Raw genomic sequence first — 22,809 nt, forward strand, 5'->3', positions numbered from 1 at the left:
ACCGGAGGCGCATCTCATGGCGGACGCAGAGCAGGAGCAGGCGAAGGGCACGGCAGGCTTCCTGCTGGAGATGGGGATGCTGAAGCGGGCCAAGAGGTCCGGTTGGTGGATCGCGGGGGTCAAGGATCCCGAGACGATCGCAGAGCACAGCTTCAGGGTCGCCCTCATCGGTTCCGTACTCGCCATGATGGAAGGCGCCGACCCAGCGAAGACAGCGCTCCTCGGCCTCTGGCACGACACACAGGAGACCCGGGTCAGCGACATCCCGCACATCGGCCGGCGCTACCTCCAAGCCGCCAGCAACGAGGCGGTCACCGCAGACCAGGTATCCGCCGCGCATCCGTCGGTGAAGGCCGGGGCACAGCGGATCGTGGAGGAGTACGAGAACGGTGACTCGCTCGAAGTGATCTGCGCGCACGACGCGGACAAGGTGGAGTGCCTGCTCCAGGCCGTCGAATACCGTGAGCAGGGCTACGCGAACGTTCAGCCCTGGATCGACAGCAGCGTGGCGAAGCTGAAGACGGCCTCCGCGCAGGCTCTTGCCGAGGCCGCGTTGAACATGTCGTCGATCGAATGGCAGAAGACGTACCTGCCACGGTGACGGAGGAACACCTACGGTCGTACTTTGCCCAGGCCCGCGTAGGTGCTGGCCATTCTCCACCTCGACACCCCCGTTCCTGCCCGCTCCGGGACGAGGACGGGGGCGTCGCCGTTGGCGGTGCCGCAGGCGTTCGGGGATCGCAGTTATGCGACAGGCCGCTTGATCTGCCAAACGCCCTGGGGAAGAGACACAGGCTCTGGCCTCGGCCAGCGAACTCGGCCGCCTCATGACCGCGCCTACGACAAGGAGCATCCCCGCACATAACCGACACCACGAACCGCGTCCACGAACTGAACCTGTTCCGGCGCTACTTCACCCTCGTCACCGCTGGCCGGAAGAGCATCGAGGTGCGGGTCCGGTACCCGCACCTCGAAGACCTCGCGGCGGGCCACCTGATCCGCTTCCGGACCAAGGGCACCGAGGAGACATGCGAAGTGCGCGTGACGCGAGTCGCCCGATACGACGACTTCGAGGCACTACTCGACGGCGAGGGGCCAGCGAACATCAACCCCACGGCCAGCCGTGAGCAGCAGCTCGCCAACATCCGGAGCATCTACCCCCGGAGAAAGAGGCACTCGGCGCGCTCGCCATCGGTATCGAACTCGTCGGGTCGTGAGGCGTCCGCCCCTCCCCGCCCGCCTCGCCGAGCCCCTCGGCGGCACACCGGAAGCCGAGCAGGGCTGACACCTCCCCGAGCACTACCCGGTGCGCGACGCCCCCGTCACTGCCCCCAAGGGCGAGGACGGGGGCGTCGCCGTTGGCGGTGCCGCAGGCGTTCGGAGATCACGGCGACTACCCCCGCGGGCGCGGGGACGACCACGGAATGGTGACCTGGGAGGTGGGTCGGGACGAACTACCCCCGCAGGCGCGGGGACGACACCACCATGCCGCCGAGGACGACGCCGATGGCGGTGGTCAATAGTCTCTACCGTGACATCAGCACACGCCGTGTTCAACGGAACGGGGAATCCCATGCCCGCTTACGTCATCGTCAACGTCGATGTCCTCGACGAGGAGGCTGGCCTGGCCTACGCATCTGTAGCCCAGAAATCCATCCTCAGCTACGGCGGCCGTTACCGGGTCGCGGGCTCCACGCCCGAGCCCGTCGAAGGCACCTGGGACTCCTCCCGGATCGTGGTCATCGAGTTTCCCGACATGGACCGGATCCGGGAGTGGTACGACTCCCCCGAGTACCAGCAGGCCCGAAAGATACGAGAGGGCAAAGCTCGGGTGGGGATGCTGTTCGTCGAGGGCGCGCCGCCCGAGGGCTTCTCCCTCCCGGCCTAACTGTGCTGTTGATGCGGTGACCAAAGAGGGTTGCCGGGAAAGGAGCGCGGCGTCCGACACGGCGCACCGGATGCCCAGGGCTGGTTCGCCAAGATCGACCGGGCGGGGCCTAACCCTGCGCATGTAGGGACGACTCGGTCCTGGTCCAGCAAGTGATGGACCGAATGCGGCTGTCCGGCCCGGACATCGGCATCACCCCGAAGCCCGGCGGCCGCGGCGTGGTCGGCATGCCCGTCTACATGTGGACGCGCAAGAGCGCCGAGACGTACGGCCCGAACACGGCCTCTGCCAGCGCGGGCGCGGTCACCGTGACCGCGACGGCGCGGGTGACCCAGATCGTGTGGAACATGGGTGACGGCAACAGCGTCACGTGCACCACGGCCGGCACGCCCTACGAGGCATCGTTCGGCAAGGCGCCGTCGCCGGACTGTGGCTACCGCTACAGCCAGCCCTCCACCAGCCAGCCGGCGGGCACGTACCACGTGACCGCCACCTCGACGTGGACGGTCGACTGGAACGGCGGCGGGCAGAGCGGGCAGCTGACCGAGACTCGCGACAGCGCCGTCGACATCAACGTCGGCGAGGTCCAAGTCCTCAACTGACGGCAGGGCTCTGAGTACGCGCGGCCCGGGAGCGCCGGAGGTCGAAGGCCGGAAGCAGACGAGTGAAGCGGGCTGGTCCGGTCAGCCCTGCCCCCGGCACCGGCTTCTACTCCAGAGCCGACCGATGTCGAGCCGGCCCTGCCGCGCCCTACAGACCGCCGTGCCACAGCCACCGTGCCCGGGCAGCAAGTGCGAGACCGAAGTAACCGCAAGGCTCTGGCTGGCAGGGAAATCCTCCTAGTCACCAGCGGTCCTGCGGGCCGTTCGGTCGCTGGGCTCAGGATCGTGCGGGGGCGGCGCACTCCACCGCTGTGGCCTTTGAGACCGGTGGCACCGAGGGAGCTGGCGCTCCCTGCCTACGCGCTCGGGTCCGGATACCGGGCAGCACGGTGAGGAGGTGGAGCGCGGTGGCCATGTACGGCTCTACGAACTCGTCGTCGCCCAGGTGCTCCTTCGAGGGGACAGCTCCGGACGGCCGCAGCTTTCCTGTGTGTTCGGCGATCCAGCCGAGCAGGGGGATGCCACTGTCCACCATGTCCTGCACAACCGCGTCGTAGAAGGCCGGGTCGGCGTCGCGGGCTTCTGCACTGCCACGGCAGACCAGGCCGTGGATGGCGGCGCCCCTGCCGTTGAGGAATCCCAGATGGCGGTCGCGGAGGACGGCGGCGCTCTGCTGCGGAGTGAGCGCAGACTTCTCCAGGACCTTGTCGAGACCGGCCATCCGGAGCCGAGTCTCGTGGCGTGGCAGGTCGCCGACGCCCGCGACTGCGACGAAGTGGTCGGCGACCGGGTAGGGGCGCCATAGGTCAAGACAGAAGTCAGGCAGGAGGACGGTGATGTCGAAGGCCGTGCAGGCATGGCGAATTGCGTCCTGAAGTGGGCTGTCGTCACGCGAGGAGAGCGCCGGATCTTGGGCGTACCAGTCCATGTCCAGCCGGACAAGGCGCCCTGCGCCCGAGGCGGCTTCCCACAGGAGCACGGAGAACGGTCCAGGAGGCTCGGGCGGCGCGTCGAAAACAAACCTGCCCTTCACACGACGCGCGGTTGGGCTGTGGACCTGGTACTTCCGTTCATCCAGGAGGAGTACCCGCAGTCCCAGCCGCGCCCAGGCTGCGCCGATACCTGAAATGGCAGAGAAGTGATCACTGAGACAGCGCGCCACGAACTGAACGACCTGGCCGCGCGATTGGAGCGCATCCCGGTTGTGTAGGGCGGTGGTGTAGTGGGTTTGGTCGCGTTGCTGCCGTGCGCGGGCACGGGACTTCGGGCCGTTGGCTCCGCTCTTGGTCATGCCAGCTCCATCGCGGGGACCCACGCATTCCCCACCCGAGCTTACGGACATGAGGGCGGACAGGCTCAAATTTCTACGGGCCCACACCGAGAGAAGTCCCGGGGGGCCTTGGCCGTCGGCTCGGCAGCGTGGGTGCCGGTCGACCGTGGCGTGCGGCGTGCGCGTCCTGCCGCTGCACAGCAGCCTAGCTCTACCCGGCCTCGCCACGGCTGACAACACGCTGCGAGCGATCGTCAGCCAGATCGGCCATGTCGTGTTGCCGGGGCCGTGACCTGCACGCCGGGCCACCTCGTTGCCGGCTCCGAGGACGGAGGCCAACGCGTTGTCAGTGGTCGCCGCTACGGTGTGACCGATGCTGAGAGGAGGACCGGATGAAGACCGAGGTGCTGCGTGCCTACCGCTTCACGCTGGCCCCCTCCCCCGCTCAGGAGCAGAAGCTGCTGCGCTGGTGCGGCAACGCCCGGCTCGCCTTCAACTAGGGCGCGTATCGAGTCGTGATCGATCTGTGGGACTTTCCCGTGTCGCATGACGTGTTCTGGTAGGTCGTCTTCCATGACGCGGGAGCAACTGACGGATGCGGAGTGGGAGTTCATCGAGCCGTACCTGCCGATCGGCGCATACGGCCCGTATCCCGAGCGGCTGCGGCAGCAGTTCGAGGGCGTGATCTGGCGGTTCAGGACGGGCGGGCAGTGGCGGGAGATGCCAGCCGAGTTCGGCGCCTGGCCCACCGTCCACAACCGCTTTAGGCAGTGGCGGGACGCCGGTGTCTTCGAGGCCCTGCTTGAGGGCCTGATCGCCGAAGCCGCGAAGCGGGACAAGGTGGACCTCTCGCTGGTCAGCGTGGACTCCACCACCGCACGGGCCCACCACGACGCCGCCGGGATGCACGTGGACGACGAGGTCCTGACCGCCTTGGAGAAGGCCGCCGCCGAGGAGGAGAAGGCCCGGCAAAAGGGGGCAGCCCGGAAGGACAAGCCGGACAGGACGACGGCGACGACCCCACACGTGAAGAGCGAAGACGCATCCGGCGCCGACACAGAGTGCGGCTGAAGGCCGCCCTGCTCGGCCGCTCGCGGGGCGGGCAGACCAGCAAGGTCCACCTCGCCGCCGACCGAAAGTGCCGCCCGCTCGCGCTCATCCTGACCGCGGGACAGGCTGCCGACAGCCCCCAGTTCATCCCCGTGCTCAAGAAGATCCGGGTCCGCGGTCCGGTCGGCCGGCCCCGCACCCGGCCCGATGCGGGCGTCGGAGACAAGGCGTACTCCTTCCGCGCCAACCGCGCCTACCTGCGCAAACGCCAGATCAAGGCCGCCATCCCGGAGAAGAAGGACCAGGCCGCCAACCGGAAGACCAAGGGCCGCAGGGGCGGCCGGCCGGTCAGCCACGACGCCGAGCTCTACAAGGCGAGGAACACCGTCGAGCGCCTGATCAACAAACTGAAAGCCTGGCGCGGCATCGCCACCCGCTACGACAAGAGACCCGAAAGCTACCTCGCCGGCCTGCATCTCCGCGCCTCCATGATCTGGATCAAGGACCTCACGCGAACCACCCTGTGATCACAGTCAGTTACAGGACCGGTCGGGAGGTCAGGCGGTCAGCTCCGCAAGCTCAGCGTTGGCGCGCTCGGCGACCAGGGCGAGGACGCGACCGGCGGCGGCCAGGTCCTCGGCGGGTATCCCGCCCCAGATTCGGGCGGTGATGGGGGCGGTCTCCGCGCCGGCGGCGGCGAGCAGCTCGCGCCCCGCGTCCGTGGGGCGAAGGTGCGTGCCGTCCGTGATGAGCAGCTGCTTGGCCAGCAGCTCGTCGAGGGTGGCACGGATGTCGGCCGGGTCGGCCTTGAGGGAGCCCTGGACCTGGGCGATGAGATCGTCCGGCGTCCGTGGGGCGTCGGTGGTGATGGCGGCGCGCAGGGCGACCTGCTGCTGGAACGTGGCGCCGTGCCGGGCCAGGACGTGTTCCAGTACGCCGCGGGCGGCGTAGTGAGCCAGACCGAGGGCGCGAGCGTCGGCGACGGGTGCAGTGGTGGATGCGGTGGCGGTCATGGTGTTCTCCTTTGGTCGTTCGGCAGGGATGGAGTGAGAGGTGCGTCGAGCAGGGTCGTCAGCTCGTCGGTGAAGGCGCGCGTCCGCGGGGCGCCGAGTCCGCCGAGCGGCTCCAGCAACTGCTGGTGCAGTTCCTGGACCACGTCGATGGCCTGCCGCGTGACGGCCTGGCCCTGCTCGGTGAGGGCGAGCTGTACGGCGCGCGGGTCGCGGGGATCGCGGGTGCGCTCGATCAGGCCGGCCGACTCCAGGGCGCGCGCCAGCTTCGAGACGTACAGCGCCTCCAGGCCGGTGTGGTCGGCGAGGCGGCGCTGACTGGGCCGCTCGCCGGCACGCTGCATGCCATGCAGCGATGCGACCAGCGAGTACTGCGCGTGCGTGAGGCCCAGCGGAGCCACCGCGCGATCGACCGCGACGCGCCACTTGTTGGCGAGCCGCCACACCAGGAAGCCGGGCGTGGGGCCCGGTGAAACCTTGCTCATGCCGAATAGATTACATGGCTACTATGTCCATGGCTACTATTTTCCGGTGGGTGTGATGGCGCACCCAGCTCGGCGCAGCAACGGACCGACGGAACGCCTCCAGCGGGACCGCCTTCGCCCCGTCACATGATCAAGACTGAAGACAGCCCCTAGTACTCCAGTTGCAGTTCGCTATTCCTACTGGTCAGGGCCTGTTGAAGGCGTGGGCGAGCATGGCCAGCGTGATGTGCCGATACCAGGCGGGATAGCGACGGACGACTTACTGGTCCAGGCCACACTGGTTCTTCGCGCCCTGGAAACAGGACTCGATGGCCGACCGGCTTCCGGCGACCTGGACCAGCTCGGTCAGCATAGTGCTGGCGGAGGCGTGGGCGAGGTAGCAGGCGATCTCGTCGGACCGGACTGGCTTTATCGACGACTCACGACAGCGGTTGTTGACGGCTGTCCTGTCTCAACGAAGCTAGTCCTCCGCATGACGGTGACCTGCGTGGACTGAGTTGGATGAGACAGGTCGACTCGGTTCGTTGAGACGAAAGGGCCGGAACCGACCCACGGGACTCAGAGGAAATCTCAGTGGGGACTGGCTCACGCGAGGCCCCGCCGAGGGATCAGATGGTGAGGACGAGCTTGCCTTGAAGGTGGCCGCCGTCGAGCATCCGGTGCGCGTCGGCTACGCGCTCGAATGGGAACGTCTCCTGCACGTGGACCCGGAGCTTGCCCTGTTCGACGAGTTCGACGAGACCTCGCAGGGCGACCGGATCGGGATCGACCGCGATGCCGCTGAAACGCATGCCAGCCGCCTGGTAGTTGGCGGCGAGTTCCGCATCGTCCGCGGCGACCGCCGTCACCAGGTGACCACCCGGGCGGAGCACTTCGAGGGAGCGCTCGACGGTATCGCCGCCGATCGTGTCGAGCACGACGTCGATGTCGCGGACCGCCTCGGTGAAGTCGACCGCCGTGTAGTCGATCACCTCATCGGCGCCACATCCCTCGACGAACTTCCGCTTGCTCCCGCTGGCGGTCGTGATCACGTGCGCGCCGAGCGCCTTCGCAATCTGGATCGCGACATGGCCGACCCCGCCACCACCACCGTGGACCAGGACGCGGTCGCCCTCGGTCACGTCGCCGAGGTCGACGAGGCCCTGCCACGCCGTCAGCCCCACGACCGGCAGCGCCGACGCCTCGACGTGTGAGAGCGACGCCGGCTTGCGTGCCAGGTGCAGCGCCGGAGCCGACACGACCTCGGCGTACGCACTCGCCGCCCGCGGGAACAGCGGCATCCCGAACACCTCGTCGCCGGGCCTGAACCGCCACGTCTGCGGCGCCTGATCGACCACGCCGCTGATGTCCCAGCCGAGGATGAACGGCGGCCGGCCGATCAGCGGGAACTCACCGGCGCGCAGGCGCGCCTCCAGCGGGTTCAGCCCGATTGCCTTGACGCGGACGAGAACCTCGGTCGGAAGGGGCTCAGGCTCGGGCGCGTCCACGATGGTGAGCACCTCGGGACCGCCGAGCGCCTGCTGAGTGATGACTCGCATGACTCTCCTGCTTAGGAAGGGGAAAACCCAGGCTATGAACCTGATAGGAACCAGCAGGTGCCATAGGCGCAGGTACCTTTGACGCCATGAGCGGTTTCGTTCCCGGTGATCCCTTTCTCGCCGACTGTCCGGCGCGTCTGGCGGTCGAGCTCATCGCCGACAAGTGGACCGTGGTCGTCCTCTACGGCCTCAGCAAGGGCCCGGTGCGCCATGGCGAGTTGGTCGAGCTGATCGGCGGCATCTCCCGCAAGATGCTCACCCAGACGCTCCGACGGCTCGAGGCACACGGACTCATCCGTCGCCACGCCTACGCCGAGGTACCGCCCCGCGTCGAGTACGAGCTCACCCCGCTCGGAATGACGCTGATCGATCCGATCCACATGCTGACCGAGTGGGCGAGGGCGAACGGCGACGCAGTGCTCGAAGCGCTCGACGCCGACCCCGAGCCGGTCGCCCATAGCGACTGAGGCTCCGCTCGGGACGGCCCCTCCAAATCCACCCCAGCCGGTACAGCCATCCAGCCCCCTAGCGCACTCAGCCGCGCGACTAGGTTCGCTGAGACAGAAGGACGAACGACTCGGTTCGTTGAGAAACGACTCGATTGAGTGAGGCGGGACAACGGCTGCTGTCCTTTGACAGCGAAGTTAGTCGTGTGCAGCCAGTTGACCTGGGTCGACTAGGTTGGATGTCAACCAGTGGTGGTGTATCTGGGAGCTGACATCGCTTCTCGCCTCCGCCGCCCCCACCGCGCCATGGTCCCCCTACCCGTCCGAGCCCTGGCAGCCACTGATGCTGACCGACACGCGGCTGCCAGCCTGACGTCAGAGTCGAGCCCGCGCTTCAACTGCTGAGTGAGTGATCGGCAACGCTGCGCCTTTGGGGGCAGCCTGCTACCGAGGAAAGGCCCGTGTTTGGGAGGGTGTTTCACGCGTCGGCTTCTGCCTCTTCGTCCGCACTAGTTTCGTCCTCGATCAGCCCGTACGGCGGACGGTCCTCGTTGCGGCTGTAGCGCACCACCACGCTGCTTTCCACCAGCGGTGGCGGGCTGTTGTCGGCGACGATGAGCTGTGCTCGGCTACCGCGCTCTGCGAGCCAGAGGGAGAGGTGGTGGTAGAAGTCGTCGATCGCGACGGCGTCCGCGATCACAGCATCGAGGGTGCCGCCGTGGCCGAGGTTCTTCTGGGGGCTGTCGATCATGAGGAATCCCGGGTGTGCGGCCCCTGCTTCGACGGCGATTTCGAAGACGGCCAGCTGCCAGGCCAGGGTGAGCAGGGTGCGGGCGCCGGAGGAGGCTTCCTGGTACGGCTCACCGCGTACGAAGGGGGTGAGGTCGGTCTTAATGAAGGGCGTACTGACCTTGGGGTAGCGCCAGGCTCGCAGGAGCTCGCCGTATCGGCCGCTGATCTTGGCGATGACCCGATCGCGGTCGTGGGAGGCGTCTCCGAGTCGTGCGAGTTCCTCGCGGAGACGGGCGATCTGGGCTTCGTGGCGTTCCACGGCGTCGGCCCGTTTGGCAAGTCCTTCGCGGAGTTTGACCGCGCTCTCGGCCTGTTCGAGTTGGCGCAGGACCTGTTCGCGCCTTCGGTGGAGGTCGTCGCGGGCGGCGAGGAACGGTGAGACGGAGGGCGACGTCGCGGCGTCCAGCGCGGCGGCGGCTTCCTCTTCCCGGACGGCCGCCTCTTCCGCCCGGAGTTTGAGTGCGGCGAGCGAGGCGCCGAGCTCATCGATGTAGGTGGTGATCTCCTTGAGGCGGGCCTTGGTGGACCGGGTCTCGGCCGCGACGTCCACCCGGTTGTCCCCGGCCGGGCTGCCGGTGTCGGCAGCGCCCAGGACCAACGTCCTTTCCGCTGCTGTCAGTTCGTGGCGGCAGAGGCTGCAGCGTCCGTTGTCGGCGGTGGGGGGAGCCGACAGCCGGTTCAGGCAGGCGGGGCAGGTGGTGACGCTCAGGGGGTCGAAGATCTGCTGTGCCTCGCCGAGCATGCCGAGCTTGAGGAGATCGTCGGCGTACTGTGCGCGGAGAGGCATCAGGCGTTGAAGCTGTGTTTCGCAGTCCCGCAGGACCGCTGTCGCCCGGTGAGAAGTCTGGGCCGCCTCTTTGTGCTGGTGGCGCAGCTGGGCCGCGAATTCCGTTCCCGCCTGCGCCCGGTGGTCCAACTCCGTGAGCTGGCTCGTGATGTCAGCCAGCTCCTGTTCGTGGACGGCAGGTGTGGGTTCACCGTCCAGTGCGGTGGGAGCCTGCTCCACGACGAAGGTACGGGCTGCTGCGAGTTCGGCTTTGGCGCGGTTGAGCCGGCCGCCGAGTTCCTGGATGCGCTGGCCGAGTTCGACGGCGCGGTCGTCATGGACCCCGAAGGCGACGTCAACGACCTGCCGCAGTTTGTGCTTGCGCATGTAGTCGTTCTCGAACAGGAAGTTCTTGTCCGCGACGCGTTCGTTGGGCAGGAAGGCGAGCCACATCAAGTCGCGGAAGCTGAGCGGGTCCGTGCGGGATTCGCTGTTGGTGGGCGCTTCGCGTAGCTGGACGCCTTCGAGCTTGCAGTGACTCAGGAGGAGGGAGGACAGGCTCTCCGGTGCCCCGGGCGGGTCGATGGGCCTGCTCTCGGCCCTGGAGGTGGGCCTGCTGTCGAGCGTTCCGCGGCGTACGAAGGCGACCTTCGAGGGCTCTCCGACCGACCGCTCGATCACGTGCTGCTTGCCGGAGAGCTCGACCTCCAGGAGGCATGAACGGACCCTTCGCAGCACCTCCTGGTGGCGGGGGTGCCGTTTCCCGCCGAGCCCGTAGGCGATGAATTCCAGGACCGCTGTTTTGCCGGAGCTGAATGCCCCGGCGATGACGGAGAGGTTCCGTACCCGCTGTTCGGCGGTGAAATCGACGTCGTAGGACCGCTCCATGCCGACCAGGCGTAGACGGCGGATCCGGATGCCGGGAAGCGGCTCCATGGTGATCATCCCTCCCAGGACGTTTCCAGCAACGGTCCTGGCCCCAGGACGCTCATGAGGGCAGCCGCGGGTCCGCCGGGTCCGTCCGGCCTGAGCCACCGTGCGGTCTGCTCGCGCAGCCTTTTGTCGCTGAGTTTGCGGAGCTGGCGGACGACGATGTCGGCGGCGGTAGCAAAGGAGGTGGCGTAGGTGGCGGTGAACTGCCCGCCGAGGTGCTGACCGGCCTCTGTGACCGAGTAGGTGAGGGAGCCGTTGCTATTTCGGACCCGGCAGCACCCATAGGCCACCAGGAGCGCCAAGTCGTGCTGGATCCGTTCTCGCCGGCTCGTGAATCGCTGTGAAGAGGACGCGTAGGCAAGGACCTGCGGGTCGAATCCGGCCAGCCGGAGGAGGCTCGCGTCCCGGCCCTCGGAGGGAATCACGAGGAAGGGGTTCGCGGACAGGAAGTCGTAGTACCCGATGCGTTCCAGGGTCGCCCCGTTTGCGTCCTGCGCGGCGACGGCGTCAAGGAGCAGCAGCAGTTGAGCGAGACGGAAAGGTACCTCGTCCTCGGGCATCACAACCGGCCGGTCTGCTTGCACGGCATGCTCCTCATCAGTGGTCGAGCGGTACGGACGGATGCGAACCCTCAGTCGTCGGCATGACCGCTCGCGATCTGCCGCCAGTGCGTGACCCACCCTGCCCGACGGTTGTCGACCAGCCGGTGGACCAGACCCCAGCTGTGCGTCACCTCCAGACGCAGCACCTTGGCAGTTTGTCGTGCTCGCCGCGCACCTCGCGCCATACCCGGCCGTTCAGAGCAGCGAGGGTGCCCTCGGCTGAGCACTCGTTGAACTGCATCTCCCACACCCCGTGAAGGGTGGCGTCAGCAGAGCTCAGTGCGGCAACCTCAGCTGGCACGCCCTTGTGCGCGACTTCGCGTGCCACCAGGTCGGCGTTGAAGAACTGCCGTTTCGCCGAGTCCAGTTCGACGTGGCCGGCCTCGGTCATCTGGCGCACGAACAGAGCCGAGTCGAGCGCCGCCGCCTTGTCCTCCTCCACGTCCAGCACGAGGCGTATCTGCTCCTGGGAGGGGTCGGCGGGCGCCGTGAAGGGTTCGTAATAGGCGCGGCGTACCTGGTCACCTTCGGGGCTCAGCAGCTTTTTCACGAGCTTGGTCTCGTCCCACAGTTCGATGACGAGGCCATGAGCCTTCTCCTGCCGCTTCTTCCAGCCGTCCCACCATTGGGCTGCCGGCCCGTCCATGCTGGAGGGGATGCACAGGATCCAGAGCGTGATGGTGTGACCGTTGGCCGCCGCGGCTTTCAGCCCGTTCGCGAGAGACTCGCGAATCTGCTGCGACTGGCTGGTTGTGGTCTTCGGCATGAAGTACTTGGACTGCCAGACCGTGATGGCGCCCCCGAGGTCACCGGCGAAAGCGTCGATTCCCCAGTCGCCCGGATTCGCGGCGATCATCCGGACGTTCGGATTGGTCGCACTGGCGAGCTGCGCGAGCATCTTCTCGAAGTCGGCCCGTGCCCCGTCCGCGCTTCCGGTCCGCAGTTCGTGCACTCCAAAATGGATGGGCGGAACACCAGCTGCCACCGGCATGGAGTTGTCCAACCTGCACCCCCGCATCCCGCAGGCAAGCCGAACGAACCGCGTTCAGCGGGCTGTTCACCCTGCGCCACACACAGTAACGGCCGTCAGCGTGTGTGCAGCGGGAGCCCATCGCGCCGACGTAGCCGACGGGCAGCGTGAGCGCCCGGCGCAGGAGAGGGATGTCGAACTTGGCGTCGTGGGTGAGGACGCAGATGGCTGTACGGGCACCGGCCGTCGTGCGTTCCAGGTGGTGGTTGGGCCAGGCGACACGGACGCTGCTGACGCCCGCCTACGCCCTGCCTGCACGACACCTCGACGTACGGCACGGCCCCGTCCGCCCCAGCAGGGACGGCCAGGCACCCCCCGCTCACCCCTCACGACTAGATTCACTGTCAGGGAAGCCGAAACGACTGGGTTCGATGGCAAACGACTCGATTGGATGACCGAGGACAGCTGCGGGAGGCACCTGCCACTCCAGGATGTCGATGTCGATGAGTTTGGGAGTCGGTCGTGCGGTCGGCGGCCCCACCGGCAACGGCGCGGTCATGACCACACTCATGCCCCCGTGCCAGCGCTTTTGCCAGTGCCTACGACGGGCGGCAGTATCCGCATCGACCTCTCCCGCGCAGCCGGTACCGACTTCGAGGGCGTCCTGCTCACCGTCCGGCTCGCCCTCGCCGGCGCCGTCGGTCGCCCACTGCCGGCCTTCGACCTCGCACTGCGCCGGTACTGGGACCACAACCACCCCGGCGAGCCACTGGAGGAGTACCTGCGGCGCACCGGGCTGACCGGCCGGTTCGCCCAAGCGCTGCCCGAACACCTGCAGGCCACCATCAGCGACGTCGTCAGCGCCCTGGAACTACCTGGCATGGTGGGCGCGACCGTCAGCCAGATCACCGGATCGCTGGTGAGGGCGCTGCGCGAGCGCCGCCAGACTGTCCGAGCCCTTGCCGGCCAAGACCAGCCTGCTGCTGGCCGACGACACGCTGAAGGGCCGGATGCGGACCGCCAACGAGAAGTCGGTTCTGCGCCAGCTGATCTGGTCGGTCCACCAGGGATACGTCGCCTTTAGTGGTCATGATTTCCGAGGCCAGGACCACTTCGATCTACGGACAGCAGGGCTGAAGGGCACCACCCGCTCAGGTCGGCGCAAGCAGTTCGACAGCATCGATCTGGCCGTCGTCCCACAGCCATGGCTCCGCCGGATCCTCCGGCGCCGGGCCGAGGCCGAAAAGCCCACCGGCCCGGCGTTCAGAAGGTGGCTGAAGTCCTGCGTTCTCGCAGGCCAAGGCATGAATCGGCTTCCTGGCGGAGGCATCGACATCGCCGCCCTGGACTTCGCGCACATGCAGGCGGCGTTCGACGAGATCGCCGCCGCCGTCGACGAAGACGGACATCCCTACGGCGCCGGATATCGCACCGATCTTTGGACCGCCTTCAACCAGACGATCGACTTTGGGCGTCTGGCCGACCTGCTGGACGCCCCGGGCTCGTTCAACCGCCGCCCCTCCCAGCGCATCCCGGATGAGGACACCAACGAGGACGAGATCGGCAAAGCAATTCCCAAGCATGTCATCCGCCAGCTCGATGCCCAGCTCGCCTCGCTCGGCACCGGCGTCACCTACGGGGGGACGGATCCTGCTCACGTGAAGGCCATGTTCCAGACCGCCTACGTGGTCCTACGAGACTCCGGTCGCCGCCCGCTGGAAGTCGTCTCCTTGCTCCGCAACTGCCTCGAACGCGAACCCGACGGCGTGTCCTTGATCTGGAACAACCACAAAGGGCGCCGCATGCGGCGGCGCCTGCCCATCACCTCATCCACTGTCGCGGCGATGGAGAAATGGCAGACCCTTCGCGACGCACTGCCGGACGCCCCGAGCGTCAGCGAGCCCTACCTGTTCCCGGCGATCACCTTCGCCGGAGGATCGGACCACCTGCTCAGCAACAACTTCAGCGCCGGAATGCGGACTTGGGTGGACAGCCTGGAATCGCTGGACAGTGACGCCGTCGACGCCGAGGGCAACGTGATCCCTTTCGACCGGTCCCTGATCTATCCCTACGCGTTCCGGCACTCCTTCGCCCAGCGGCATGCCGACGCCGGCACCCCGCTCGACGTGCTCCGAGACATCATGGACCACGATGATCCAGAAACGACCATGGGCTACTACCGGGTCTCTCTGGAACGCAAGCGCAAGGCGGTCAAGGCCCTGAGCCTGATGGTCACCGACCGGCACGGGACCGCGACACACTGCTCGTCGACCGCCTACGAACAGCGGTCGGTGGCCGTTCCGTTCGGCGGCTGCACCGAACCGACCAACGTCAAGGCCGGCGGACACGCATGCCCGATCCGCTTCCAGTGCTCAGGCTGCGGCTTCTACCGTCCTGACCCGTCCTACCTGCCCGCGATCGAGGACCACGCCAACAGCCTGCGGGCCGACCGCGAGAAGTCTCGGGCAATGGACGCAGCCAGCTTCGTCATCGACAACCTCACCGCCCAGATCAACTCCTACGAAGACGTCGCAGCGAAGATGCGCGAACGGATGGCAGCCCTACCCAAGGACGAACGGACCGAGCTGGAGGAGGCTGCCGCAGTCCTTCGCAGGGTCCGGGCCGGCGGCGACCACAAGCTTCTCCCCTTGACCGTCGTGGCCAAGAACGGAGAGTGAGCAGTGACTGCCCGAACCCCCGCTGACGTCCTCGCTGAATCCCGGCGGCAGACAAGCCTCGTCAAACGCCAACGCGTGCTCGACACCATCCGGCTGATGCTGGACGACGACGAGCTGATCTCCTTCGCCGCCGTCGCCCGCGCCGCAAGAGTGTCGACCTGGCTCGTCTATGCCGAGGGCGTCCGTGAGCACGTCCAAGCGGCCATCCAGCGGCAACAACAGGCTCCCGTCGCCGCAGTGGCCCACGGCCGCCAAGCAAGGCCAACCAGTCTCCACGCTGACCTGGCCATGGCCCGCGAGGAGATCAAAGAACTCCGTACCGAACGCGATCAGCTTCGATCCGCTATGCGGCAGCACCTCGGGCATCAGCTCGACCAGATCAGCAACCGGAGCCTGACCGAGCGGATCAACGAACTCACCGAAGCCAACAGGAAGCTCGAACGCGAGCTGGCCCAGCTCCGGCCACTCGCCGATCACGTCCAAGAACTCCAGCAGGACCTGGCCGCGGCCCGCACCAGCCTGCGTCAGATGATCCGGGACGGCAATCAGCACAGCCCGGGAGGTTGAAGAACATCGGAACTGTGCCGGTGATCCGGCTCGGTCGGGATGCTGCCAAGCTGTCGCCGGTACTTGGGACTGGTTGGCTCGCATGTTGACCGAACCCGCCAATGAGGACTGACGGTTGGGGAGGGGGTAGCCGGATCATCGGCCGCGAAAACAACGGATATGGCTGACCTGCGGCAATGCGGCTACTCGGCAGGTTGCGCGGGCCCGGGAAGTCCTGGTGTGCCCGTGGCGTTGGCGAGCGCGATCCGTCCGCCTTTCAGCTCGGGCACGTACTTGTAGATCGTGTTCCGGCTGACGCCGAGGAGCTTGGCGATCGAGGTGACGGTGTTCTCGGGCCAGGTGAGCAGGTCGCGGGCGCCGCGGGCGCGGGCGGCGTCCAGGCCCTCGTTGGTGCCTCGGACGATGAGTTCGCGGATGAACTCGGCCTGCCGTTAACGAACGTCGAACCAACTGACAAGTAACTCAGTGTGATGTGCGGGCCAGCACTGCGAAGCGGGGAGACGGTCGAGGGCATCCGCCGATCTTCAAATAACCATGGTTTCTTGAAGGCCGGAGCGCGGTCAGGCGGCGGCCGGTACGCGTGCGTCGTACTGGGCCGCGGTCCTGGCTCGGGGCCGAGGGGCACCGTGTGATGTGGCGCTGCGGCGCGGAGGCGAGACGTCCCCCGACTGCGGATGGGGCTCGGGTCCCGGTTGACGCCCTTTTAGTTAACCGCTATCCATTGAGGCGTCGTAGAGGAGGGGTGGTCCGTGCAGGACGTGGTGCTGGCGCTGCTGGCCAAGGAGCCGTCGCACGGGTACGACCTGCGCAGGCGGTTGGTAGCGGCGCTCGGGCCGTTGGGGGAGACGCTGAACGCGGGGCAGATCTATGTGACGCTCACCCGGCTCGAAAGGGCGGGGCTGGTCGTCCAGGAGCGTGAGGACGTGCCGGTGCGCGGCCCGAGGCGCAAGGTGTACGCGCTGACCGCGGCCGGGCAGGAGCGGGTGGCCGCATGGATGGACGAGAGCGCCGGACCCAGGGCGGACGTGACGGAGTTCCACCTGAAGCTCGTCGCCGCCGCCGAGTCCGGCCTGGCCGATCCGCTCGCGCTCGTGGACGCCCGGCGGCGAGAGCTGATGCGCAGCCTCGCCGAAGCCCAGCACGCCGCCCTTGCGCACGACACGGGCTCGGAGGCCGGGCTGCTTCTGGAGGGCATCGCGCTCCGGTTGCAGGCCGATCTGCGCTGGTTGGAGGCGTGCGAGCGGACCTGGTCCGCCCGCACCCCGCGTGGGAAAGGCAAAGGAAACAGATGACGAGAGACAGCCAGCGGGTCAGGGGCCGGTCGCGGCGCAGGGGTACGGACGACAGCCCGGGCGCGGGATGGGTCGGCCGCCAACCCGTTGAGGCGGCCGGGCCGTTGCTGCGGGCGGTAGGGCTGACGCGGGTGTACGGGGAGGACGAGAGCGTGGTGTGGGCCGTCGATGGGGTCGACCTCGATGTCCCGGCCGGGCAGACGCTCGCCGTGACCGGGCCCAGCGGCTGCGGTAAGTCCACGCTGCTCCAGCTTCTCGGCGGTCTTGACCGGCCTACCGAGGGCGAGGTGTGGCTTGGTGGGCGGCGCGTCGACGACCTCGGTGAGCGGGCGCTGGCCAGGCTGCGGCGTCGCACCGTCGGGTTCGTCTTCCAGGCCTACCACCTGATGGATGAGCTGACCGCGGCGGAGAACGTCGAGCTGCCCGCGCTGCTCGCCGGCGCCTCACCGCGCACCGCCCGCAACCGTGCCGCCGGACTCCTCGACCGGGTCGGGCTCGCCGACCGGGCCCGGCACCTGCCCTCCGAGCTCTCCGGCGGGCAGCGGCAGCGGGTCGCCATCGCCCGCGCGCTGGTCAACGAGCCGCTGGTCGTCCTCGCGGACGAGCCCACGGGAAACCTCGACAGCGCCGCGACCCACGACATCCTCCGCCTGTTCGGCGAGCTGCGCGCCGCCGGCCAGACCCTCGTCATGGTCACCCATGACGAGCGGGTCGCCGCCACGGCCGACCGCGTCGTCTCCCTGCGTGACGGGGCGGTGGCCGACGACACCCACCTGGACGGCAACCACGGCGGCACAGGGCACGGCCACGGCAGCAGCACAGGGCTCGGCGCACTGCTGAGCTGGGAGGACTGACCATGGGACACCTGCTGCTGATATGGCGCCTGATCCTGCACGACATGCGCCGCCGTCCCGGCGAGGCCGTCATGTTCCTGCTCGTCGTCACCGTCGCCAGCGCCAGCCTGACACTCGGCGCCGCGACCACCAACGCGGTGTCCACCGGGTACGCGAAGACCCGCGCGGCCACCGCCGGCCCCGACATCATGGCCTCGACGACGAGCCCGGACCCATCCGGCCTCGCCGAGCGCCTCGCACACGCGCACGGTGTCACCGCGCTCGGTGGCCCGTTCCTGGCGTTCGACACCACCATCCGGGCACACGGCCAAACCGCGCACTCCGCAGTCGTGGGGCGCGGCAGTTCGCCGTCCGCCGTGGACCGGCCGCTGGTGACCTCCGGGACCTGGGTGCGTCCCGGCGGCGCAGTGGTCGAGCGCGGCTTGGCGCAGGCACTCGGTGTGCACGTCGGCGACAGCATCACCCTCAGCGGGCGCAGCATTCCCGTCGTCGGGACCGCGATCAGCGCGGCCATCGAGGTGTATCCGTGGAGCGACGCGGCGCAGGGGCCCGGGGCGTCCGACTACGGCGGCATGGCGTGGCTCACCACGGCCGACGCTCGCGCGGCGGCAGGCGACGCCCCGGCTGTCCACCTCATCTACCTGAAGCTGTCCGACCCTGCTGCAACCGACGGGTTCGGCCGCTCACCGGCCGTCCACACCATCACCGCCGACAGCTGGGTCAACTTCCACTACTGGCAGGACGTCCTCAACACGGACACGAACATGATCAAGGACACCCAGCCCACTCTGATCATCGGCGGCTGGCTGCTCGCCGTCGCCGCGATCGTCACCCTCACCGCGCTCGCCATCGTACGCGCCACCCGCGACAACCGGCGTGCCGCACTACTCAAGGCCATCGGCGCCGGCCCCGGCACCGTCACCGCCGTCCTGCTGGCGCAATACCCGCTGCTGACCCTCCTGGCCACCGCGCTCGGACTGACCGCCGGGACCCTGGCCGCACCCCACCTGGTCGACCCCAGCGCCGGGCTGCTCGACACCGTCAGCCCTCCGGACACCCGCACCATCGCCGCCGCGGTCGTCCTCGCCATCGTGGTCGCCGTGACCGGTGCGCTCAGCCCCGCCCTGCGCGGCGCCCGCACCAGTACCGTCAACGCCCTGGCCGACCCCGCTCACATGCTCACGCACCACCCGCACCTGAACGCCGTGACGGCGTATCTACCCACGTCGCTGCTGCTCGGCATCCGGCTGCTCGCCCGCCGGCCCGGCCGCGCCGCCCTGGCCTCCGCCGGTACGGCCGCCACCACCCTCATGGTCACTGCGCTGCTCACCTTCCACGCCGAACTCGACGCGGAACCCGCCTACAAGCGATTCGGCCCCATCGAAGTGCGGACCGACCAAATCGGCCAGGTGCTGCTCGCCGTCACCCTCGCGCTGGTGACACTGTCCACGCTCAACACCGTGCTCCTCAGCTGGAGCACCGCCGTGCAGGCCCGGCGCGCCCTGACCACCACCCGTACCCTCGGCGCCACACCCGGCCAGGTCGTCACGGCGCTCTCTGTTGCGCAACTCCTACCGGCTGTGCCCGGGTTGGTGGCGGGTATTCCGGCCGGACTCGTCCTGTGCTGGTTCTTCGGCGTACAGGTCACGCCCCCGGGATCGTGGCTGCTCACCGCCGCACTCGTCATCCTGCTGGCAGTCGGAGCGCTGACCGCCCTGCCCGCGTGGGTTCACACCCGCCGCCCCGCCGGGCACGTCCTCAACGCTGAACCCGCCTGACGGGTTCCCTGCTGGGGCCGCCGATCAGTCGTCGTCCTCATCGTCCTCGGCGGCGTCCGGGTCACGGAAGGGGCGCAGGCCCTGGCCGGGGCCGCTGGCCTTGATGTTGAACAGGTAGCGGCCCAGGAAGTTGATGTGTCGGTTCTTGAGTGGGGAGAGGCGGGCGACGTCCTCGTCCTTGATGTTGTGCCCCTCGGCACGGAGCTGGGAGACGGCGGCGCCCAGGTAGCGGGTGTTCCACAGCACGACGGCGTTGAGGACCAGGCCGAGGGCGGCGAGCTGGTCCTCTTGGCCCTCGCGGTATGCCTGGCGGATCTGGCCGCGGCCGCCGTGGCAGATCGTGCGGGCCAGCCGGTGGCGGGACTCCTGGACGGTGAGCTGCCGGTTCATCAAGCGGCGGTAGGTGTCGTCGACCGGGTCGACGACGGCGAGCAGGTGCATGGTCTTGTCGATGAGCCCGTTTTGCGCAACGGTGAGCTCTGTTTCCGCAGGTTGATGCTCGATGGCCAGTGGGTCTATGGCATGTTCGACTGGTAGCAGAGTGCAATGTTCATAGGGAGGTTCAGGCCTCGTGCTGGGACGTGGCCTGGAGCAGGCGGCTGTTCTCCACCATCAGGCGCTGGTTGACGTTTCGCAGTGATGCGAGGTCGGCCTCGGCTCGTCGGCTGCTTGCCAGCGCGGTGTCTCGCTGCCTCCTCATCTCGTCCAGGTCCCCATCGCGGGTTGGCGGGATGCTCAGGCCGTCGCGAGCGCGGGCTCCGAGTTGCTCGATCCGGATGGCGCGGAGCTCGGCTTGGACTTCGCTCAGGCTCAAGCGCAGGGCGGCGTTCTGTTCGAGCAGCATTCGGTTTTCGAGTTGGAGCGTGGCTTCCCTGCGGGAGCTGGCTGCGGCAGCGGCGCGGGGCAGGTCGCCTGCGAGGTGGGCGCGTACGGCCATGGCTTCAGCTTTGAGGTCGCCGTGCCGCTGTAGGTACTGGGGGTTGACGCCAGCCCGGCGTGTGATCTCGGCATCGGACAGCGAGATCCGGCTCTTGCGCATCTCTGCGAGGACGTCGAGCACGCGTTGGCGGCAACGTTCGCTGTCCGATCGTCGCTGTTGAACAGCGGCGGCTCGGCCGGCGTCCAGGATGACCGTGCGGGTTCGCCGGATGTCAGACATACCGTGGTCTTCGGATTCGGTCATGGCGATGGTCATGTGGTCTGTCCCGTCAGCAGGATCGGGTCGATCGTCGGTGTCTCGATCCGTTGTCTCCCGGCGAGGACGGCCGCCACGGGGATGACTGTGACGAATCGGTCCTTGCTGTGGTGCCAGGCGTCGACGGTCGCCCGCTCCTGCATGCCCAGGGAGTCAAGGTCCGCCTCGCACTTGCCGATCAGTTCGTCGACCTGTGCGATCTCCTGGCGCAGGAGTTCGAGTTGCGCAGCGGTGAGCGGCCCAGGGGCAAGAACACTGCCGTAGGCGCCTTCCAGGCGGGCGAGCTGTTCGGTCTTGGAGGCGCGCAGTTGCCGCAGCTCGGTCAGCTGGGTGAAGTCGGTGGTGAAGAACTTGCAGGAGAAGCAGCGGTAGTAGACCGGACAGCCGTGCCCGTCAGCGCGGACGTTGTTCATCTCGTGGCACTGCCCGGCGGGCACCGGCACCGACCCGACGCCTGCACGGATTCGCTCGGCGATGTCGGCTTCGGGTGTAAGCGGGCGCACCCGGCCGCCGGAAAGGTCGAAGCGGTACTTCGCGGCGATGGCGCGAACGGCGTCGACGCGGCGGGGATGGGAGACGCGGTAGTAGGCCTGAGTTGTGGACGGCTCCTGGTGCGACATCAGGGCTTGCAGCACGTCCAGCGGCACTCCGGCGTCCGCGCGGATCTGGGCGTAGGTGTGCCTCAGGTCGTGCCATCTCCACCTGCGTGCTGGCAGGTGCGGCGTAGTGGAGTCGGCGAGGGCGGTCATCCACTCCCAGGCCCGGTGCCGGTACCCCCTCCAGGCGTCCGCCCCGGGCATCAGCCCGCCCCGGCAGACGAACAAGGTGAGGGCCTCCAGGCCGAACTCGCCCTCGTAGAGGGTGATCCGCCGCAGTTTGGCGGGCATGGCCGACATACGGAACTCGCGGTCGAGACCATCCAGCGTTCCGCGTACCACGCCGCCGGCGACGTCGACACCGGCGACGACGAACAGGTCGCGGGCCTTGCGCTCCAGGGTCCTGGCGGCAGCGCGGACGATTTCCGGACGTTCGAGGACGCAGAACAGGTCAGCGGACGCGGCAGCGTCTTCGGGGACGTAGAGAGTGCGGGCCTTGCCGTACTTCGCGCACGCCTGCACCTCGAACTCCGAGCTGCCGCCCTGCATCCCGGGCCACAGCCCCATCTCGGGCAGCAGCACTGTGGCCCACTCGCGCCATCGCGCCCCCGTGCCCAGGGCCAGGTCCGATCCAGCCCGGTTACGCAACGGAGCCCAGCCCCGGTAGCCCCGGTTGACCTGCTCGTCCGGCAGTTGCCCGCCCAAGCTGACGTCGCGGAAGTACCGGTACTGCTCGAAGGTCAGGTGCCGGATGTCCATGTTCGACCGCACGCCCGGAGCCAAGGCGTTCCGACCTCGGGCCGCCAGACGCACCGGCTGGGCCGGCAGTGAGCCACGCGCGACGAGGAAGCGGTAGAGATCATCCAGCATGGACGCCTCCTTCCCCCAGGTCCTGGCGGCGACCGGCTTCTTCTGCCACAGACGCCGCCAGTTGCGGTAAGCGACCAGGTCGGACTCCGTCGCGGACAGGACATCGCTGCCCAAGCCGGCGAGATAGCCATCCAGCCGGGCCGCCATCCACCCGTAGTCCCGCAGCGTGGTCTCGTCGAGCAGTCCCGTGGCCAGGTACCGGCTCCACTCGGACAGAGCGGGCAGCGGCATCATCGTCTCGTCGTCCAGGAACACCGGCATGCCGTCCAGCAGTCCCCGCCGCCTCAGCAGCGCGGCCACCTCCTCGGCCGAGACCACCTCACTGTCCAGGTACCGGCCCAGCAACCCCGACTGTACGAAGGCGAGCTCCACCCTGATCACTCCCAGGGCCGCGGCGCACTCCCGTCAGCCCAACTGCCTCATGCCCCACCCGTCACTGAGACTGAACCGCAGGCTCCGTGAGACAGAAATGAACAGCGGAAAGAACTCATCAGTCAGAAACTCCACCGGCACGAGCGGACCGTACCCGCCCGGCGATCTTTCCGTGAACCCCAGCGGAGCCCCCAGCCGGTGTGCCACCCCGTGCGGCGAGATCAGAATCCTGTCGGGAGAAGCGATTCGCTGTCG

22 protein-coding genes and 4 pseudogenes are annotated in these 22,809 nt (G+C 68.1%); 13 read left to right on the forward strand and 13 right to left on the reverse strand.

The window, feature by feature from the left end; translation table 11 throughout:
- Window positions 1-16 precede the first annotated feature (16 nt).
- From ACFVT2_RS36225 to ACFVT2_RS36240, 4 genes and pseudogenes are all read left to right on the forward strand, one after another.
- Window positions 17-601, forward strand: coding sequence for an HD family hydrolase (locus ACFVT2_RS36225; RefSeq protein ID WP_390025082.1), 585 nt, complete (start codon window positions 17-19; stop codon window positions 599-601).
- A gap of 260 nt (window positions 602-861) precedes the next feature.
- Window positions 862-1,217: pseudogene (locus tag ACFVT2_RS36230) on the forward strand (ASCH domain-containing protein).
- 356 nt (window positions 1,218-1,573) lie between these two features.
- Entirely contained in the window at window positions 1,574-1,888 is a 315-nt protein-coding gene (locus ACFVT2_RS36235) for a DUF1330 domain-containing protein (RefSeq protein WP_390025084.1), read from the forward strand.
- Window positions 1,889-2,043: 155 nt separating this feature from the next.
- Entirely contained in the window at window positions 2,044-2,490 is a 447-nt protein-coding gene (locus ACFVT2_RS36240; protein ID WP_390025086.1) for an ATP/GTP-binding protein, read from the forward strand.
- Window positions 2,491-2,767: 277 nt separating this feature from the next.
- Here ACFVT2_RS36240 and ACFVT2_RS36245 read toward each other — a convergent pair whose 3' ends face one another.
- Window positions 2,768-3,781, reverse strand: coding sequence for a hypothetical protein (locus tag ACFVT2_RS36245; protein ID WP_390025088.1), 1,014 nt, complete (start codon window positions 3,779-3,781; stop codon window positions 2,768-2,770).
- A 371-nt stretch (window positions 3,782-4,152) separates the two neighbouring features.
- On the opposite strand from ACFVT2_RS36245, the gene ACFVT2_RS36250 reads away from it, so the two are divergent.
- Together ACFVT2_RS36250 and ACFVT2_RS36255 are read left to right on the forward strand one after the other, a co-directional pair.
- Window positions 4,153-4,260 (forward strand): helix-turn-helix domain-containing protein, encoded by a 108-nt coding sequence (locus ACFVT2_RS36250; RefSeq protein ID WP_390025090.1) that lies wholly within the window; start codon window positions 4,153-4,155, stop codon window positions 4,258-4,260.
- 73 nt (window positions 4,261-4,333) lie between these two features.
- A pseudogene (locus ACFVT2_RS36255) lies at window positions 4,334-5,337 on the forward strand (IS5 family transposase).
- Window positions 5,338-5,367: 30 nt separating this feature from the next.
- Here the strand turns inward: ACFVT2_RS36255 and ACFVT2_RS36260 are convergent.
- From ACFVT2_RS36260 to ACFVT2_RS36275, 4 genes and pseudogenes are all read right to left on the reverse strand, one after another.
- Window positions 5,368-5,823: a MarR family transcriptional regulator gene (locus ACFVT2_RS36260; protein WP_390025092.1), complete on the reverse strand. Its 456-nt coding sequence runs from the start codon at window positions 5,821-5,823 to the stop codon at window positions 5,368-5,370.
- The gene (locus tag ACFVT2_RS36265) at window positions 5,820-6,305 is read right to left on the reverse strand and encodes a MarR family winged helix-turn-helix transcriptional regulator (RefSeq protein ID WP_390025094.1); all 486 of its coding nucleotides are present in this window, start codon (window positions 6,303-6,305) and stop codon (window positions 5,820-5,822) included. Before ACFVT2_RS36265 ends, ACFVT2_RS36260 begins: the two co-directional genes overlap by 4 nt.
- A 184-nt stretch (window positions 6,306-6,489) precedes the next feature.
- A pseudogene (locus ACFVT2_RS36270) lies at window positions 6,490-6,696 on the reverse strand (IS701 family transposase); the annotation flags it as partial.
- Window positions 6,697-6,913: 217 nt separating this feature from the next.
- A complete protein-coding gene (locus ACFVT2_RS36275; RefSeq protein ID WP_390025096.1) occupies window positions 6,914-7,843 on the reverse strand; it encodes an NADP-dependent oxidoreductase in 930 nt (309 codons plus the stop codon).
- Between the two features lie 86 nt (window positions 7,844-7,929).
- Between ACFVT2_RS36275 and ACFVT2_RS36280 the strand changes: the two genes are divergently transcribed.
- Complete coding sequence (locus ACFVT2_RS36280) at window positions 7,930-8,310, forward strand: winged helix-turn-helix transcriptional regulator (protein ID WP_390025098.1); 381 nt, start codon at window positions 7,930-7,932, stop codon at window positions 8,308-8,310.
- A 457-nt stretch (window positions 8,311-8,767) separates the two neighbouring features.
- Here the strand turns inward: ACFVT2_RS36280 and ACFVT2_RS36285 are convergent, their stop codons facing one another.
- The 4 genes and pseudogenes from ACFVT2_RS36285 to ACFVT2_RS36300 all read right to left on the reverse strand — a co-directional run.
- Window positions 8,768-10,783 carry a DNA recombination protein RecN gene (locus ACFVT2_RS36285; protein WP_390025100.1) on the reverse strand — a complete coding sequence of 672 codons (2,016 nt, stop codon included), beginning with the start codon at window positions 10,781-10,783 and terminating at the stop codon, window positions 8,768-8,770.
- A 5-nt stretch (window positions 10,784-10,788) separates the two neighbouring features.
- Window positions 10,789-11,364 (reverse strand): ABC-three component system middle component 2, encoded by a 576-nt coding sequence (locus tag ACFVT2_RS36290; RefSeq protein ID WP_390025101.1) that lies wholly within the window; start codon window positions 11,362-11,364, stop codon window positions 10,789-10,791.
- A gap of 145 nt (window positions 11,365-11,509) precedes the next feature.
- Window positions 11,510-12,334 (reverse strand): serine/threonine protein kinase, encoded by an 825-nt coding sequence (locus ACFVT2_RS36295; RefSeq protein ID WP_390025102.1) that lies wholly within the window; start codon window positions 12,332-12,334, stop codon window positions 11,510-11,512.
- A 55-nt stretch (window positions 12,335-12,389) separates the two neighbouring features.
- Window positions 12,390-12,632, reverse strand: a pseudogene (locus ACFVT2_RS36300) (XdhC family protein); the annotation flags it as partial.
- A 315-nt stretch (window positions 12,633-12,947) separates the two neighbouring features.
- On the opposite strand from ACFVT2_RS36300, the gene ACFVT2_RS36305 reads away from it, so the two are divergent.
- The 3 genes from ACFVT2_RS36305 to ACFVT2_RS36315 all read left to right on the forward strand — a co-directional run bounded on the left by ACFVT2_RS36305 (window position 12,948) and on the right by ACFVT2_RS36315 (window position 15,597).
- Complete coding sequence (locus ACFVT2_RS36305) at window positions 12,948-13,436, forward strand: hypothetical protein (protein ID WP_390025103.1); 489 nt, start codon at window positions 12,948-12,950, stop codon at window positions 13,434-13,436.
- 274 nt (window positions 13,437-13,710) lie between these two features.
- On the forward strand, window positions 13,711-15,030 hold the full coding sequence (locus tag ACFVT2_RS36310) for a tyrosine-type recombinase/integrase (protein WP_390025127.1): 1,320 nt from the start codon (window positions 13,711-13,713) through the stop codon (window positions 15,028-15,030).
- A 3-nt stretch (window positions 15,031-15,033) separates the two neighbouring features.
- Window positions 15,034-15,597, forward strand: a complete 564-nt coding sequence (locus ACFVT2_RS36315; RefSeq protein WP_390025105.1) for a DUF6262 family protein — start codon at window positions 15,034-15,036, stop codon at window positions 15,595-15,597.
- 182 nt (window positions 15,598-15,779) lie between these two features.
- Here the strand turns inward: ACFVT2_RS36315 and ACFVT2_RS36320 are convergent, their stop codons facing one another.
- A complete protein-coding gene (locus ACFVT2_RS36320; protein WP_390025129.1) occupies window positions 15,780-16,013 on the reverse strand; it encodes a helix-turn-helix domain-containing protein in 234 nt (77 codons plus the stop codon).
- 333 nt (window positions 16,014-16,346) lie between these two features.
- Between ACFVT2_RS36320 and ACFVT2_RS36325 the strand changes: the two genes are divergently transcribed.
- From ACFVT2_RS36325 to ACFVT2_RS36335, 3 genes are read left to right on the forward strand one after another with little or no spacing between them, the layout of a single operon-like run.
- Window positions 16,347-16,889, forward strand: a complete 543-nt coding sequence (locus ACFVT2_RS36325; RefSeq protein WP_390025107.1) for a PadR family transcriptional regulator — start codon at window positions 16,347-16,349, stop codon at window positions 16,887-16,889.
- Window positions 16,886-17,743 (forward strand): ABC transporter ATP-binding protein, encoded by an 858-nt coding sequence (locus ACFVT2_RS36330; protein ID WP_390025109.1) that lies wholly within the window; start codon window positions 16,886-16,888, stop codon window positions 17,741-17,743. The genes ACFVT2_RS36325 and ACFVT2_RS36330 overlap by 4 nt, the downstream gene beginning before the upstream one ends.
- 2 nt (window positions 17,744-17,745) lie before the next feature.
- Entirely contained in the window at window positions 17,746-19,521 is a 1,776-nt protein-coding gene (locus ACFVT2_RS36335; protein ID WP_390025111.1) for an FtsX-like permease family protein, read from the forward strand.
- Between the two features lie 24 nt (window positions 19,522-19,545).
- Here ACFVT2_RS36335 and ACFVT2_RS36340 read toward each other — a convergent pair whose 3' ends face one another.
- Genes ACFVT2_RS36340 through ACFVT2_RS36350 form a run of 3 tightly spaced genes read right to left on the reverse strand, consistent with a single transcriptional unit; the run spans window position 19,546 to window position 22,554 of the window.
- Entirely contained in the window at window positions 19,546-20,061 is a 516-nt protein-coding gene (locus ACFVT2_RS36340; protein WP_390025131.1) for a Tn3 family transposase, read from the reverse strand.
- Between the two features lie 22 nt (window positions 20,062-20,083).
- A complete protein-coding gene (locus ACFVT2_RS36345) occupies window positions 20,084-20,716 on the reverse strand; it encodes a hypothetical protein (protein WP_390025113.1) in 633 nt (210 codons plus the stop codon).
- Entirely contained in the window at window positions 20,713-22,554 is a 1,842-nt protein-coding gene (locus tag ACFVT2_RS36350) for a tyrosine-type recombinase/integrase (protein ID WP_390025115.1), read from the reverse strand. The genes ACFVT2_RS36345 and ACFVT2_RS36350 overlap by 4 nt, the downstream gene beginning before the upstream one ends.
- Window positions 22,555-22,809 lie beyond the last annotated feature (255 nt).

It is taken from the genome of Streptomyces sp. NPDC058000 (assembly GCF_042886435.1).
GTDB lineage: Bacteria > Actinomycetota > Actinomycetes > Streptomycetales > Streptomycetaceae > Streptomyces.